At 53.5% G+C, this 14,779-nt stretch carries 14 protein-coding genes and 1 pseudogene; 1 reads left to right on the forward strand and 14 read right to left on the reverse strand.

The window, feature by feature from the left end:
* Window positions 1-366: 366 nt before the first annotated feature.
* Window positions 367-885, reverse strand: coding sequence for an Hcp family type VI secretion system effector (locus TU86_RS18250; protein ID WP_048365727.1), 519 nt, complete (start codon window positions 883-885; stop codon window positions 367-369).
* Window positions 886-1,584: 699 nt separating this feature from the next.
* Here TU86_RS18250 and TU86_RS23760 point away from each other — a divergent pair.
* Window positions 1,585-1,818 (forward strand): annotated as a pseudogene (locus tag TU86_RS23760) (site-specific integrase); the annotation flags it as partial.
* 1,474 nt (window positions 1,819-3,292) lie between these two features.
* Here the strand turns inward: TU86_RS23760 and TU86_RS18255 are convergent.
* From TU86_RS18255 to TU86_RS18320, 13 genes are all read right to left on the reverse strand, one after another.
* Complete coding sequence (locus tag TU86_RS18255; protein WP_048365728.1) at window positions 3,293-3,790, reverse strand: hypothetical protein; 498 nt, start codon at window positions 3,788-3,790, stop codon at window positions 3,293-3,295.
* Window positions 3,790-4,128, reverse strand: a complete 339-nt coding sequence (locus tag TU86_RS18260; RefSeq protein ID WP_053076060.1) for an STAS-like domain-containing protein — start codon at window positions 4,126-4,128, stop codon at window positions 3,790-3,792. The genes TU86_RS18255 and TU86_RS18260 overlap by 1 nt, the downstream gene beginning before the upstream one ends.
* Window positions 4,125-5,027: a hypothetical protein gene (locus tag TU86_RS18265; protein ID WP_048365729.1), complete on the reverse strand. Its 903-nt coding sequence runs from the start codon at window positions 5,025-5,027 to the stop codon at window positions 4,125-4,127. Before TU86_RS18265 ends, TU86_RS18260 begins: the two co-directional genes overlap by 4 nt.
* 273 nt (window positions 5,028-5,300) lie before the next feature.
* Window positions 5,301-5,828 carry a lysis system spanin subunit gene (locus TU86_RS18270; protein WP_048365730.1) on the reverse strand — a complete coding sequence of 176 codons (528 nt, stop codon included), beginning with the start codon at window positions 5,826-5,828 and terminating at the stop codon, window positions 5,301-5,303.
* Window positions 5,825-6,358 (reverse strand): glycoside hydrolase family 19 protein, encoded by a 534-nt coding sequence (locus TU86_RS18275; RefSeq protein ID WP_048365731.1) that lies wholly within the window; start codon window positions 6,356-6,358, stop codon window positions 5,825-5,827. The genes TU86_RS18270 and TU86_RS18275 overlap by 4 nt, the downstream gene beginning before the upstream one ends.
* Before the next feature lie 58 nt (window positions 6,359-6,416).
* Window positions 6,417-6,668, reverse strand: coding sequence for a hypothetical protein (locus TU86_RS18280; RefSeq protein ID WP_048365732.1), 252 nt, complete (start codon window positions 6,666-6,668; stop codon window positions 6,417-6,419).
* Window positions 6,665-6,955, reverse strand: a complete 291-nt coding sequence (locus TU86_RS18285; RefSeq protein ID WP_048365733.1) for a hypothetical protein — start codon at window positions 6,953-6,955, stop codon at window positions 6,665-6,667. The genes TU86_RS18280 and TU86_RS18285 overlap by 4 nt, the downstream gene beginning before the upstream one ends.
* Complete coding sequence (locus TU86_RS18290; protein ID WP_048365734.1) at window positions 6,955-7,725, reverse strand: hypothetical protein; 771 nt, start codon at window positions 7,723-7,725, stop codon at window positions 6,955-6,957. The genes TU86_RS18285 and TU86_RS18290 overlap by 1 nt, the downstream gene beginning before the upstream one ends.
* 56 nt (window positions 7,726-7,781) lie before the next feature.
* Complete coding sequence (locus tag TU86_RS18295) at window positions 7,782-8,648, reverse strand: hypothetical protein (protein WP_048365735.1); 867 nt, start codon at window positions 8,646-8,648, stop codon at window positions 7,782-7,784.
* Window positions 8,649-8,954: a hypothetical protein gene (locus TU86_RS18300; protein ID WP_048365736.1), complete on the reverse strand. Its 306-nt coding sequence runs from the start codon at window positions 8,952-8,954 to the stop codon at window positions 8,649-8,651.
* Window positions 8,951-12,814, reverse strand: a complete 3,864-nt coding sequence (locus tag TU86_RS18305; RefSeq protein ID WP_048365902.1) for a TipJ family phage tail tip protein — start codon at window positions 12,812-12,814, stop codon at window positions 8,951-8,953. Before TU86_RS18305 ends, TU86_RS18300 begins: the two co-directional genes overlap by 4 nt.
* 55 nt (window positions 12,815-12,869) lie before the next feature.
* A complete protein-coding gene (locus TU86_RS18310) occupies window positions 12,870-13,457 on the reverse strand; it encodes a tail assembly protein (RefSeq protein ID WP_048365737.1) in 588 nt (195 codons plus the stop codon).
* Window positions 13,458-13,944: 487 nt separating this feature from the next.
* Window positions 13,945-14,391, reverse strand: a complete 447-nt coding sequence (locus tag TU86_RS18320; protein WP_048365739.1) for a type II toxin-antitoxin system YafO family toxin — start codon at window positions 14,389-14,391, stop codon at window positions 13,945-13,947.
* Between the last annotated feature and the right edge of the window lie 388 nt (window positions 14,392-14,779).

Here is a 14,779-nt window from a genome sequence, read left to right on the forward strand (position 1 = left end):
CCGCCGCTGACTTCCTGCAACCAGGCATCGAACACCGCCGCGCCGCTGGCCACGTCTTTAATGTCGATGGCACTGATCGGCACGATGGCCACTTGTGGGCCACGTTTTTCTGCAACAGCATTTTCAGTCGTCATGACAGCATCTCACCCGCCAGCAGGCCGGGGGTTTTGAAGACCAGCACCTGAAAAACCGCCCCGTCGAGGGCCAGCGTGAAATGGGGCTGATGGGCCGGTGCGAACATCCCTTGTTCCTCATGCAGTGTTGCGATTTTCGTCGTGTGGAAACAGGCGCCGAAAACAGAAAAATTCTGGGGTCATGCACGCACCACCCCGAACCAGGCCGGTGCGCTCAAACGATAAGCCAGTCTTAGCCAGCGACAGGCGAACGCCAGTCATCCGAACCGGACGTGCCGCACACTTCGTGGGTCCAGGTGATTTTGCGGTAGGTGAATTCCACGTCTTCTAGGTGCGTGAAGTGCGCGTTCGACGGGTCCTGGCAGTTGTGCATGTAGTCCTTGATGTCAACGATGATCGCGTCTTCAAGTTTGGTGGTGTAGTAATGCTCTTGAGTACCGGCAGCCGAGGTGCGGAACCACTGGATTTCGATCTCGGTCAGGCGCTCGCCGGAGGTCAGCGCAGCCAGCAGCAGCGGCGAGGACTTGTCGAACACCTTGGTGATTTTTACCGGTTTGTGAACGCGTTGGCCGGTCGGTTGGCCGGACTGCGGGTCGCGAGGAATGATCACTTCGTGGCTGAAGCCCTGAACCATGACCTGGTCTTCATGACCTTCCTGATAGGTATTGCCCACTGAGTCCGCGGTAAACGCACCGGCAGTGATCAGACCCTGTTTGGTGCCCGTGATGGACATATACGCTGGCGTCGCCATGGAGGCTCTCCTTGCTGAAAAAAAGGACTTGAAAGGCCCAAATGCCGTTCAAGTGCTGATAGAGACAGTCAAGGTTCGTGCCAAAGCTCATTAAATCTATATAAAACAATGAGATAACAAAATTAAGTCCATCGGAACGATGATTTTCACGTAAGAAACATCGACAAAGTGCGCAAGAAGTTGCGCAGTGCTGCGCAACTTCTTGCGCACTCGTCTACAGCTCGCGTCTTATATGCGCTGTGGCCATGTATCCACACGGTTATCCACATTTGAGTGCGCAACTTCTTGCGCAGTTGAGCTCTAGCCGGTCAGTGACAGTTCGAGCGGGCATAGAGGTGCGTAAAGTGCGGCTGAGACTGTTGCTTGTCGACAGCCTGCTTTCACCCCACTTTTGTCGCAGGCATGCGATTCCAGAACGCGATTTAACTGCGCCGGGTGCCGTCGATCTGGAAAAAAGCAGATCTACCTCTGCCCTGCAATCGCCGAAGACCCAATCCATCGTCGTCACCAGGCTCGAAAAGCTCCCCCGGCCTTGCTAAACAAACGCGCCGTTCAAACACCCTTTCTTACCAGGCATCACGCTAAACGTGGACGCCAGAGCGAAGGTACGCTGATAGAACGCGCTAGCCCTGTTCACATGCTCAACGAACGGCGAATCCGCCCCAACGGGCCCGCGACGTACGCCGGCAATGCCAACAAACCCTAGAGATGTTGAACATCCGCTACAGACCGCCGTACAACTGTCGTCACGCATATGCGACAATGCGCGCCATGTCCGGCATCAATCCCGCCTTTATTGCTCAGCAACTTGGCCATAGCGTCCCAATGTTGCTGTCTACGTATGCGCGTTGGCTCAACTCAAGCTCAGACTGGAGCGAGCTGGAAAAGCTCCACATTGGTATCGGCTCAAACCAGCCAACTCTAAGCTATTGATAGGTAAAGTAATTGATCTCCACAGCTAACATCACGATGCGGGATGGGATGCGCATGTGTGCTGACTGAGGAACAATGTTTACTGGACGAAGTTGGCGTGAGTAATCAGTAATAATGCTCAGAAATGCAGCCGTTGGTTCCTGAACTGGTCCCAGCGGCAACCTCCTCTCCCTATGCCGATTGTGCATAAACCTCCCCGGCGTCCTGCCGACTGCCCCCCCCATAGCAGGATGACCAATCGAATATTATTGGGTGCTGCTAGCCTTCAGGGCCTTACTTATTGCGCAAGCACAAGATCAGTCCCGCCACTATTCCAACCCAGAAAACTCCAAGCACACTCAATAACTCAGGTAGTTGCAATCCAAGCATTGTCCACACCAGTCAAACGATAAAACACCTTGACTATAATCGATGAAATCTTTACTCAAGCTGAATAGCAATATCTTAAAAGCCAACAATAGTTTTCAGGATATTTCGCTCAGGCTAGGTTTCCTATTCCTACATGAATTGAGGGCATGCTAATTTTTACGATCGTGAATGTAGGTCACTTACACGCATCAACATCCGTAATTCGCTCCCGCTCGCATCCCAATTGCTGATATCACTCAGCCGGCAACGGCCTCGTCTCAAGCAAACCGATTAAAGCTCATATCAGCTCTAGGCAGAGCGCTGCACCTTACCTCCTAGCACCCCGTTTCCGGAGCAGCATTGCAAACCCTTTAAACATGAATGCTTTCTCTGGCGCTCGCTGCGATCGAATAGCCATAGGTACAAATAGATTAAAATAGGTGCGTGAGAGTCACGCAAAAGTGAAGAGGGCTATTTCCCCTCCGTTGGCGTCCTGCCGAACGAACAAAAACCCAATCAACCGGTGTCACCCGGAATAACTTTCGGAATATTTCGCGGCGTTTTTGTCGTGATCCGGAATCCGCCATAACAGGATTCACGTCCAAAACGTACAAACGACGCTAAGTCTACCCGGCGATAGCTCGCTACGCTGAAAATATCTTCAACCGCGCGATGTACAGCTAAAGTTCTTACTCATCTATAAATTTGTAACCCACCCAATGGTGCTGGAATTTTGTGATCATATGAATCAGAGTTGATGTTCGACTGAGTAGCGCGCGCATGGATTTACATTTGGCAGAGATTATCACCGGCTCAAGATACCGCCCAACTTAACGCGCTGTAACGACAAGCTCAACTCTTACAACTAAGCAGCAGGCATTTATAATCTGAAATCAGTGAACACTTGGTGCGCCGGCACGCCCACCCTGCCTCTGAAATACATACACCTAAAGGCGATTGGTTAGTTAGCATTAATCAATTGAATGGAGCCATATCTTACTCATATGCACTTTAACATCAGTCAAGATATGTACGCCCATGCCACTGATCTCGAATAGATTATTGGAGCAATGCATGGGCGAGCAGATTTTTCAGCATCGAAAGACAAACGCGCTCTATTATGCCTTTATGCTAGACGACGCGCATACCATGCCTTTTTACTTGGATACAGGCCGTAGAGACTAGAAAGACTTTTGGAAACATGACTCGTTTGAATTTGAATCTGCTGAGAAACCTGGTCTGGATCGTAACTATGAAATTCCTCGGCATTGAGGGTAAAGGCACGCCGCAAAGTGAAAAAAAAGTCGTCTGGAATTTCAATCTTATAAATATTCTTGAGTATTTCTGCACGCGCTCTCAAAGAAGCGATATCAACAGATACAGAAGACACCCATGCTCTATGATTGGTTCTATGCTCTTTATTTTCAAGAAGAAAGCTAGCCCCCCTACGATTAAGATTAACTGTAGTATCAACCACCAAGTTCAACAGCTCAGTTGCTTCAGTACGCTGAGCTGTCGAGCGCGAATCATTAATAATGATCACCCAGCCAATTGCCGCCGCAAGCAGAGTAAGCCCTGGCGAAACAACAACAGTTACAATCTCAGCAAAATCTTTAAGCGCCATTAAACTTTACTCAGGTATTCATTAACTTCAAGCACGTAATCATAGTGCACTGTAACAAGATGAAGCTTTTTTCTAACTGTATCAGCATCAATATTACACTTTCTAACCAACCCTACGAAAGCTTCCTCAAGAAAAGAGGAACCATACTCATAACCATCTTCAACAGTATCCAGATAGACATTAACCTTATCGATCGTGGGATCCTTGAAGGCAGGAGCAAGAATTTTATCTCTAAATGCAGATGCATTGGCTTTGCCATCCACCTCATATCGACCGTAAGGCGTTTTAGAGAAATCACCAACTAAAATATTAGCTTCTCTCAAACTCACATCGCTCATTTAATCTCTCCGTCAAAACACCACTCTATTAGTGTACCACCAAAGCCATAATTTGGGTGCATTTCTGACGTATCAATTTTCTGATCCTTATAAACTACAGCACCCCTGCCGCTGGCTATAAATAGATGCTTCGCTTGCTTATTTATATCCACGGGCTTTTTTATATTATGAAAGCCATTACCCCGACCATGATGATCACCAAATCGGGTACTACCTTTTTGCATGGCGTACTCGATAACTTGGTTATCTGTATACCATACAACTTCCCTAGCCAGCTTATGCTCCAAGCTTTTAGGAATCCCTATACCGCAATCATAGAGCACAACACTAAATGTTCCATTAGCCCTAACTGAGGATGTGTATTGCCACCAACGACCAAACAAGTCTTCAATAAGATCTCGCTCATAAGCATGGTGATTTATATTTAAGTATCCTTCGCTGAGGGCTGACATCAACCTATCAGGAACATTCCCTAGCCGATTCTTAAGATGCTTAATAAGAGCTGGCAAATCTGGAACAGCTGAATTTGATGTTTTGAAAGGATTCCCCTCATCGCGCCACAATCTATTTAGCTTTGCTTTCCCACCAGGTCTTACAGCGTCATGAAAACCTGTACTTCTAAAAAATGCACGAACTTTTTTATCAAGAGGCATTGTGATTTCAAGTGATTGATGCCCCTTCGCCATCCCGACAAAATCTGCAATTAATTGATATCTAGTTATTTTGGCAAATGTCATCACGGCAGCAGCAGCATTAATCGACTGGCACTGCGAGAAATCAACCCTAATTGGTGAGCGCTGCCTTATAGCTTCTTCAATTTCCTCAAAAAACACCATAGTCCCCTGAAGGTATTCCCCTCTATAAATACAAATATGAGGTGGAGCTACAGCTAACTTCATGATCTTCCCTATCAATACTTACGTTCACCAGAGCTTAACACTCTGATAAGAGCTGAGCTAGAGTGCTTTTAGCTCTATTTTTCAGCCACTTAAGAAAACAATTCCACGCGTGTTACGGGTGAGTATTATGCCGTAGCCTACGGGCCGGACCAGTCTTTATGAGCAGCATCGACGGCTAATTGATCGCATACATCAAACGATGCAACCGCCCCTAGCGGAACCGCCATTTACCATAAATATAGATAGCACAGATTTCTGAATGATCCCCCTTCCCTAATTCAATAACTGAAGCTTTCTTGCATAGTCTTGACATGCGGCCAGTGCAATCAATCCTTGATCCCCGTCGTCAGTTATTCCGATAATTCGTTGAGCATGCGCTGGGTCAAGTCGGGCTCGCGTGGCTCCATGAACCACGCAGCCGGTAGCGGTGGCGGTTTGCATTCCGTCACTACCATTTGCGGCGGTGGTATCGAGTAGGACTGACAGCCGCAGGTCAGCAGTAGCAAGGCGATCACGCAGACGGGCTTGATTGGTTTTGGCATCGGTGAGAACTCGGTAATGGGCTTTATCACTGGCTGCCAGCCATAGCTCCAGCGCCAAACGCTTGTCCTGCTCGGCGAGGATCAGCGCTGCATTGGCATTGGCCTGATTGGTCAGGGTCGTTTGATGGGCTGTTTCCTGTTTGGCCAATTGCTGACCATAGGCGTTGGCCTGCCATGCCCATGCGGCCCAGGCACTACCAGCCATGAGACCAAGCGTCAGCAGCAATGCCCCGCTCCACTTCACCGCATCCAGCTTCACACCAACACCTTCAGCGCCCGCGCATACAGTGCCTGGCGATCCGCCAGTCCATTCAGCCCACCATTGATACGGCTGGTGATGGTGTCGAACTTGCCCTCATCTGCAAGGGTGTTGAGGCCTCGGGTGGCCCAAAACCAAGCCGCCGACATGCATGCATGCTGCGGCTTTTCCAGCAGTTCTGGCTGTGTGATCAGGTCGAGGCCCAGCGCTTCGCCGCAGGTTTTGTAGTTGCTGCGGCCGGTGATTTGGATCAGGCCACGCCCGCGAAACGTGGAGCCGTCGCCCGGGTGAGTATTGCCGAGGTCGGCCCTGCCCTCGTATCGCGCTTGAGCGGCTGTTGGACCCCAGATTTCACGCATGTATTTGAGCTGACCAGACTCGTGGCCGATCTGGGCGATGAAGGCCGCGACACGCTGGGTGCCGACGATCTGGTACCGGTTCATGGCGGTGTTGAGGACAGGTGCAAAAACGCCGGCAACTTGGCCGGCGTTCGGGAGAATAAGGAGCAATTGCTGCACGGTGATGGGCATGGCTTTCTCCAGGCAAAAAAAATCCCGCACGCGGCGGGGTTCGGTGGTGTGTGCGGCTTCAGTCTTTGGCCGGAACGACCGCCTTGGGCAGCGGGAAGCGTTTCTTGATGTCGGCGACGGAGGCCAGCCACGCGGTGTAGTCCGGCGCGTTGCCCTGGCTCAGGCCGTCATAGTCAGCCTCCAGCCGTAGCGGGTCTGACTCGCTCAGGTAAGCCGCGCGGCGTGTGGCCAATATGCCGTCGAGTTCGGCGCGCTCCTTGTCAGCCTGGAGCTGTTCGGCGGTTTTGAGTTGGCTGAAGTCGATGTTCATTCAGGAAGCCCTATGTGGCCGTTACGTGGGTTGACGATGTCTTCGGGGAAGTTGGCAGCGTCCGAGGAGTCCGGGCCGCACGGCAACATCAGGCAGATGATCAGGTGACCGTTGCTACGGGTGATGTCGCCGATGATGTATTCGCAGTTGATGGCTGCTGCGGGCAACACCGCGCCTTCGGGAATGGTGGTGAAGTCGAATGTTTCGCCGTTGATGTTCAGCGTGTCGTTGCGCTTGATCAGCGTGAGTGGTTCGGCGCCGAACTTCGGCGAGAGCTTGATAATCATTAGAACCACCGGCCTATGGCTGTCAGTGTGATGAAGTAGTTTTGCGCAGCGCTGAAGTTGCCGGTGATGGCGGCAGCCGTGACGCTTGAGGGCGCGGCCTGAAGCTTGTTGATGGTGAAGGTGTTGGTCGACGCTGGCCCGCGCAGCGCCACCAGTACGGCCGGTGCTACGGCGAACACGCACGGAAATTGCCAGTTGGCCGCGATGTCGGTATTAGCCGCGGCCGACATGCTGAGTTGCAGGTAAGTGCAGATGGCCGTGCCATCGGCCATCAAGCAGAACTCGCCATTGGCGTTGCTGCCGCGTTGGAAGATCGCGCCCGTGGGCACACCGCCCACTTGGGAGACGCCACCCAGTATGTCGGCCACGGCCGCGCTTTTAAGCCCAAGTCCGGAACGGGCAGCCGCTTGTGTTGTGCCGCCCGTGCCGCCCTTGGCCACCGGCACGACGTTCTCAGTTGAGACGGCGCCCAAGTTGGCCACGGCTGTTCCCCACTGTGTGAGCATCAGACGTATTTGATCGGCCAGGTCTTTGACGTGGGTTTGTGCAGGGGTAATGGCATACGGCGCGCCGTTTGCTGAGGCACCGTTGTAGGCCGAACGAATAGATAAAACAGTGGCGCTCGGGATGTTGACGATTTCGTAAACGGCGCCATCAGGGCCGACGAAAATATCGCCGACCAGTGCGTTGCCCGCAAAGGCGGTGCCCGCGCCGGTCACAGTCGTTGAGCCCTTTACGACCGATACGGTGCCGGTTCTGTACCAAGACATACTTTTCTCCAGACAAAAAAATACCCGCGACGTGGCGGGTTTAGTGAGGTTAGAAATTATCGATAAGGAAACGGATAATTGGCGGTGTTGATGACCAGCGCTGTCGGGGATCGATCAACCGGAAAACCTTCAAAAGATCCTGGCAGGCTGTATTGGTTACTGGGCGTGCCTGCTTGCGTGGTAACGCCCGCCGGGGCAAACATAAAGCTGATGCCACCCGAGCGCCCAAAGGCGCCCTCTGACATCCCATACACAATGCCATCAACCCCCGTAAGAGCATTACCTAAAAAGGCATTGGCTGCTCTCGACCACGGTAAACACGCCGCATATTCGACCCCCGCGCTCAACGGAATATCAATCAAGTGGTGTGCCTGGCTGTCAACGTTGGCGGTTTGGCGCCTAACTAATTCCCATCGTCCTCCCGCGTAACCGTATCGCCTGCCGTATCGATCCGTCCCTGTCGGTGCAGGTGCACCAATGGATGCGATGACGTTCAAGGGAACCTGCAAAGAGTTGAAAGTGATCTCTCCTGCCTCGTTAAAGGTTTTGAGGTATGGCCCTCCTGGAATGTCATTTCTCATCAGATCGAAGCAATAGAATTTGGTGTTGGCATTCGCTCCCGAGTAGTAGAAATACATGTCCGATCCGGCCAGTGCCGAGCCGTTAAAGCAGCCCCTGCCAACAATGAAGACTATTGGGGAAACCGCCTGACTCAGAGAAAAACCGTACATATCGTCACCGGCCCGAAAGGAGTCCTCCCAACTGCTCCCCTTATTAGGGTCAAGGTCGAAGCCTCTTAAATACTTGCGCTGCCATCTTTCCATGTAAGTGAACGTGCCGCTTTTCACCAGTCCATAGCAGATCTTTGAAGTGTCAAAGAGAAGTTCGCCGCTTTCTTTTTTGACGACTAACTTGGCTGTCATTCAGTAATACCCGTAGTAAATTTGACAGTTGGCAGCGAAGTAGCCCCAGCCATTGGTATTGAATGAATACACCCAGGACAGGGTGGTGCCGGATAAAGTCACCCCCGGCCTTTTACCCTTTTCTCGGTATGCACCCGCCATGGATACCACAATAAAAAATGGACTTTTCCCCGCGGGCGGCGCGGGAATCGTGATGGCGCCATTACCCCCGCCCGTTGAAACGCTACCGGTTACCTGACTGATATTGGCGGTCATATCGAGAATGACCTGACCGCCCTTGTTGCGAGCAACTAAACCGACACTCATACCCCTAACCCCAAATCGATGGCCGTAACCCCATTCCCATGGACGAACTTGAGCCCGGTGTTGCCCCACTCTGAACTGCCATCGGCTGCTGAGCCGCGCAAGATCAGCTTGCCTGCCGGGATGTTGATTTCCAGCAGCGGCAAACCCTGTTCATTCACCGCACTCGACCGCAACGTCATCCCCAGCACCAGGTTCTGAATAAACGCCGTATCGATCATGGCGTAGTTGATGAACACCTGACCGCCCTGCACCACAAAGGGTGTTCTGAGCTGCCCGGTGACTTCGTCGACGATGGCGAACCGTTGCGCAAAGGCCAGAATCTCCGAGGTGTCGCCATCAGAGCCCAGCGCAAGGGCCGCCATGACCTTACGCCCACCCACGATGGTTTCGGTCTTGATTGTGGTTTGGGCTGACACGCGCCCATTCACATCGACCACGGCCTTACTGACCTGCTCCACCGAGGCGGAGGTTTGGTTGAGGTTGACTTGCAGCTGCTCGGTTTTCATTGCCAAGGCTTCTTCAGCCGTGGCGCGCACCCTCTTCTCCAGCGCGAAATTGGCCGTTGAATTCCACGCCTCCAAAGCACTGGCCAGCTCTCCTTCGCCCGAGTCACTGCGCGCCTCTGCCCGCAACGATTCCAGGCTGCTGGCCGCGGCCACAATCTCACCATCGATGCGCGCCACTTCACTGCTGAGGGTTTCCAGCGCCTGGGTGTTGCCTGACACGACCTCGCCCACATCGACCAGTTCGCCTTTCAGTTCCGTGATGCGTTTGGCGGCGACTGAATCGTTGGTGGCCACCACCTTTTCAAGACTCGACAACCCGGCCTTGTTCTGGCCGACCTGTGCTCCGAACGTAGTAACGCGCTCGGAAATGGCCTCGTCGTCAGTGGCCCGCACACGCTTTTCAACGGCCAGCTCAGCCGTGGATTGCCAGCTCTTGAGGGCGTCGGCCAACTCGCCCTCGCCTGTGTCGGCGCGCGCGGCTGCCCGCAAGGCTTCCAGCGATGACGATGACGCCGTGACCTTGCCGTCGAGATCATCGATGTGGGTGGTGTTCTGGTTGACCTGAAAGGCCAGGCCATTGGCGGTTTCGAGGATCTCGCCGATGTCCTTCCAATAGACCGGGTTGGGCGGCGGTGTAGCGAGCGGCACGTCTTGAAGCGCTTGATAAATGTGCCGTCCTTCGCGAGCGTTTTCGCCGACCTTGTAGGTCTGCTTTGGGTCGTAGATAAAGGTGTCGACCAGGCCTTCGACCTTGTCACCCAATTCCTTGACCTGCCCTGCCAGCTCCTTGACCGAACCCGGGCCATCACCGGTGATGAGTTCAATGTCCTTTCTCAACTCCGGGTAAAGCGCACCCGTGCCGATTTGCCCCGCGAAGTACTTCTCGTATTCCGTCTGCTCAGAGCTTGGCTGGCCATTGATCCCGAACTTCTCCGGGAACCACGGCCCGACATTGCCGGTGCGATCCACCAGCCGCGCCCAGAAAAACACGCTGGTACCGGGCACGATGTTTTGCAGCTCATGCCGCGCTTGCGGGTAAGCGTAATCGCCGAGCTTGGTCGCAGACTCCCGATCATTGGCCGTGTTCTGCCAAATCTCGGTGCGCTGGGTGTCTTCTGCACCCGGTGGAAAGCCCCAGCTCAAGCGAATGCCGTAGACCAGGCTTTCAGTGGTCAGGTGCGTGATGGACGGTGGCAAGCCTTCCTTGCCTTTCAATTGCGTCAGTTGCGAGTTTTTCCAGATGGACGAAATCTCAAACGCACTGACCGCACGCACCCGAGCCAAATAAGCGCCAGCGTAAATACCAGGTACTTCAACACTGGATGAGCCGGTGCGCTGCACCTTGATCCAGTTGCCATTGTCTTTACGCCACTCCACGTCATAGGCGACAGCGCCGGGGACTGAATCCCATGCGATGGTCATAGTGGTCACCGCCAAGCCCTGGGCGACGGTTGAGTTGGACGTGAGCGTAACGCTCGCCGGCGCTGGCACGACGGTAATCGGGATTACGCTGATGGGGCGTTCTTCCAAACGCGCACCGGTGTCGATGTGCGCAAATTTGCCTGGGTCGTACTGCACAGCGGTAATTTCATAAACGCCTGGCTCGGGCCGTGACACGCTGGTGACACGATACAGCGGTACCGCCAAATCAGACGCGTCCAGGCACCACACCAGCTCAGGCTCGGGCGCGACGGAATAATCCGTGGTTACCGTGACCTTTCGGCCGCTCACCAGTTGGATAGTACGGCCTTCGCATTTGCCGTCCGGCAAATTCACAATTAGGCGATCGCCCGGTTTGGCCGAGGTGTCACGGTCCAGGGTGATGACCTTCCCTTTGACTGCGGACACAAGCCCGCCCACCGGCCGCCCCGCGATCAACTCATCCGCAATCGGAATCACATACCCAGGCAGCGGGATACGACCGGCCAAGCCCGTTCGAAAAGAAACGGTGCGATCCTTTGCATTGGTCAGCAGCGCCCACTTTCCACGACGCTGAGCCTCAGACTCGCGGGTGCAACCAATAGCGCTGATCTCCAGCGGGTTGTCGCCATAGCGGCGTTGCAGTTTGCTGTCGGTGACTGCCGTGACATCGGTGTCGTAGTTGTTGGCCGGGTTGTCGTAGCTGATAAGTGCGCGGCTGTAGCGTGTTCGCTCAGAGGCACTGCCGTACGAGAATTTGCCGTCGATCACGTTGGCACGGGTGTAGGCGAAGTCGAAGTCAGTGGCGCGTGGCATATCAGACAGCGAGAACACTTGCCCTTGCGCCCAATAGGTCATGCCGCGATAAATCGCGGAGATGTCTCGCAAAAGCGTCCAGGCGTCGGCTTTGCCTTGTAAGTTGAGGTTGCAGATAAAGCGCGGCTCCGTACCGCCTTTTCCATCCGGGACCAACTGGTCGCAGTACTGAGCAATGCGGTACAACTCCCACTTATCGACTTGCCACGGCTTAATCCGGCGGCCGAGACCGAAGCGGTCATTGACGGTGATGTCGTAGGTCATCCAAACCGGGTTATCGGTCCAGGCTTGCTTGAAGGTTCCGTCCCAGATCCCGGTATAGGACTTATTGCGCGGGTCGTAATTGCTCGGTACCGATATCTTGCGTGCGTCACATTCGGTCGTGACTGCCGGGATGTTACGGAACTGCTCAGCAGAGAATTCGATGTAGAGCAGCGCTGTATTGGGGTAGCGCAGTTTGGCGTCAATGACTTCGGTGAAGCCCGCGATCTGCATCGTGTCGGCGATTTTGTTGTTGCCTTGGTTTGCAGTTAAACGGGTGATTTTCAGCAACCAACCCGTTGCCGCCTTGGGCAGATCAACGCGGCGTGTACGCTCATAAGTGCTGGTGGTCTTTCCGTCTACAGCCTCGCTTAAAACCTCTTTGTAAGCGCCGCCGTCTGTAGCCACCTCGATCTTGTACTCGATTCGATAGCCGTTAATGTTGTTACTCTCATCCACTGCCTGCAAGGCTGGCCACGCGAAGCGCACGCGTACAGCAGAAAGCTGAGTGTTGCTGATCGCTCGAACCCACGGGGTCCCGCTGCGCAACTCGATGCCTAAAGTTGTTTCGTTTTCGACCGAAGGAATGCCGCGGATGTACGGCTGCTCAACAGAACCGGTGCGCCACTCCCACTTCACGTTAGGGAAGTTGTAGTTACCCTGTTCATCTTGCAGCGGGGTGTTGTCGAGGAAAATGTTGCGAGCTGTTGGTGTGCCGTCGAACTCACCCTCGCCGACTGCAATCAGCATCTTGGCCAAGGCGATTGAGCGCAGGCTGTCAGGTGCTTCTGTTGGCGTCTTCGGCTTATCTGATCCGCCCTTGGCGCCGTGGATATCAATTAACTGTGCTGCGCCCATGCTTTCCTCCAGGCGAAAAAAAACCGCCAATTGGCGGTGCGGCATTCGGTGGTTTCTACATCTGATCTTCGGCGTAAATCGCAGCACTGATGATCGCGCCGCCCCAGCGTCTGCGGCCGTAGCACAGTGAGACCGGGTTGCCGGAAGCTGTGGTGTTTTTGGCACTACCGAAGGCGTAGCCGGGGGTGTTTTCGGGCGCTGCGCTGGTTTTAAGGCCGCCCGCTTGAGGGCTGAGCATCTGGATGACGCCGCCGGCTACGAGACCAATGCCTGCAGGAGCCAGATAAGGCGCGGTGACCGGAAAGACGTACGAAATGGCCAGCAGCACAACACCAACAACCGTTTGAAGAATCCCGGCCCGCTTACTGCCGGTTATGACTGGAGCGATGATGATATCGCCCTCCCCCTGATACCCAATCTCGCTTTCGCTTATGTTTTTCTTGCCTCGGAACACCGCGAACTCCAACCCCCTGGACTTCGCATTTGAAATGAACAGCTCAAACCCCGGAAGCTGGACGCAAAGCGCCTTAATGGCCTCGGCAGGAGTTCGGACGGATAGCCGGTAGGATTTTCCAAAGCTACGCAACTGTCCAAAAAGACGGATAGTGGTAAGCGGCTGGTATTCGATTGCAAATGCGGACATTGATAACTCCAGGCGTAAAAAAACCGCCCGGAGGCGGCTTGATATTGTTGTTGATCGCTTATAGGCAATCGCGGACGGCCTTCTCGATAGCTGCTCGACCGTAGCCGGGGGCCCAAGACAATCGCTGGTACAGCGCCACGTTACTACCGGCCTGAGAGCGATTAACTTCGAGGAGTTCCTCGGCGGTCGTGTCGGTAGCAACGATCAGCCTGTAGCCGGTCTCAGTTTCAGACATCGTGGCTCCTGTGCGGGCATCTTGCCATTTAGGCATCACGCAAAGGGCATATTGCTTCGGTGCTTTCGACGATGATGCGCTGATGCTCGGATTCCCGCTTTTTAGGTCACCAGGGGTCGAACACCCGGCCAACAACCCCACCACCAACGCCCCTATCAAAATTCGCATATCGTTCCCTCTTTGGTTTGGCGGGACTGTAGCACTGATGGCCGAGATGCAAAAAGCCCAGCATCTCTGCTGGGCTTGTAGTAGCTAGGCAACGATCCAATTGTCATTGGCGCAAGCTGTAGAGTATGCCTTTCGCTCTTGTTCAGTTAAATCGGCCAGACTTCTCATGAAGGTTGCATCCTTCATTTTCTCATGTCCAGGATCAAGGATCGTCACAAGCAAAAATGGTTGTAAATGGAAATCGCCAAGCATCGTGTAAACAAGGATCCGATCAGACGTAAATCGATCTTGATCAGCCCTCCGCTCCGCTAGCTTGTCCCATTGACTGGTGACAAGCGACGTTTCCATATGAATGTGCCAAAGCTCTTGGTCAACCACGGGTTTAGGCTTGATAAACTGGACGTCTTTACCAAAAAATTCGCCAAGATACGTCTGTCCTGCTTTGTACAGCTTAAATTCAGAAGCTAGTGCCAGAGAGGATTCCGTTCCCAAGTCCACTTTTAGAGACGTCGAAATGACGACTGGCCTCATTCCTTTTCTTGCTTACGCCCCATGGCGACCAAACGAGCATGGCCACGCTCAGCTGCTAGGGTCAGAACTGCGTCGTTCAGCAATTCTGGACGGGGTCTACGCTCACTACGTGGGCGTGCTTTCATCAGGTTATCCACCAAATCGCAATTAATGATTACGAATCGACCGAGGAACGGCCGGTTGGGAAGCAAAAAGTCATGACAGAGTGAATGTACGAACACAAACGCATACCTTGCGCTTGGTCCGCTGCAAATCACTTTCGATCATTAAAACTCATATCTAGGTAGATGTCAGCTAGAAATTTAGCTGAAACTGCTCAGCACTGCCTAGTCGTCGCTTTATGACTATTTACCTCAAGTCAGTTTCTCCAACACACCATTCACAAAAC

It is taken from the genome of Pseudomonas weihenstephanensis, assembly GCF_001043055.1.
Lineage (GTDB): Bacteria > Pseudomonadota > Gammaproteobacteria > Pseudomonadales > Pseudomonadaceae > Aquipseudomonas > Aquipseudomonas weihenstephanensis.

Bases quoted from the DNA above. Each gene is read 5' to 3' on its own strand.
- TU86_RS18250 (WP_048365727.1), bottom strand. From the start codon at position 885: ATGGCGACGCCAGCGTATATGTCCATCACGGGCACCAAACAGGGTCTG.
- TU86_RS18255 (WP_048365728.1), bottom strand. From the start codon at position 3,790: ATGGCGCTTAAAGATTTTGCTGAGATTGTAACTGTTGTTGTTTCGCCA.
- TU86_RS18260 (WP_053076060.1), bottom strand. From the start codon at position 4,128: ATGAGCGATGTGAGTTTGAGAGAAGCTAATATTTTAGTTGGTGATTTC.
- TU86_RS18265 (WP_048365729.1), bottom strand. From the start codon at position 5,027: ATGAAGTTAGCTGTAGCTCCACCTCATATTTGTATTTATAGAGGGGAA.
- TU86_RS18275 (WP_048365731.1), bottom strand. From the start codon at position 6,358: ATGCCCATCACCGTGCAGCAATTGCTCCTTATTCTCCCGAACGCCGGC.
- TU86_RS18280 (WP_048365732.1), bottom strand. From the start codon at position 6,668: ATGAACATCGACTTCAGCCAACTCAAAACCGCCGAACAGCTCCAGGCT.
- TU86_RS18285 (WP_048365733.1), bottom strand. From the start codon at position 6,955: ATGATTATCAAGCTCTCGCCGAAGTTCGGCGCCGAACCACTCACGCTG.
- TU86_RS18290 (WP_048365734.1), bottom strand. From the start codon at position 7,725: ATGTCTTGGTACAGAACCGGCACCGTATCGGTCGTAAAGGGCTCAACG.
- TU86_RS18295 (WP_048365735.1), bottom strand. From the start codon at position 8,648: ATGACAGCCAAGTTAGTCGTCAAAAAAGAAAGCGGCGAACTTCTCTTT.
- TU86_RS18300 (WP_048365736.1), bottom strand. From the start codon at position 8,954: ATGAGTGTCGGTTTAGTTGCTCGCAACAAGGGCGGTCAGGTCATTCTC.
- TU86_RS18305 (WP_048365902.1), bottom strand. From the start codon at position 12,814: ATGGGCGCAGCACAGTTAATTGATATCCACGGCGCCAAGGGCGGATCA.
- TU86_RS18310 (WP_048365737.1), bottom strand. From the start codon at position 13,457: ATGTCCGCATTTGCAATCGAATACCAGCCGCTTACCACTATCCGTCTT.
- TU86_RS18320 (WP_048365739.1), bottom strand. From the start codon at position 14,391: ATGAGGCCAGTCGTCATTTCGACGTCTCTAAAAGTGGACTTGGGAACG.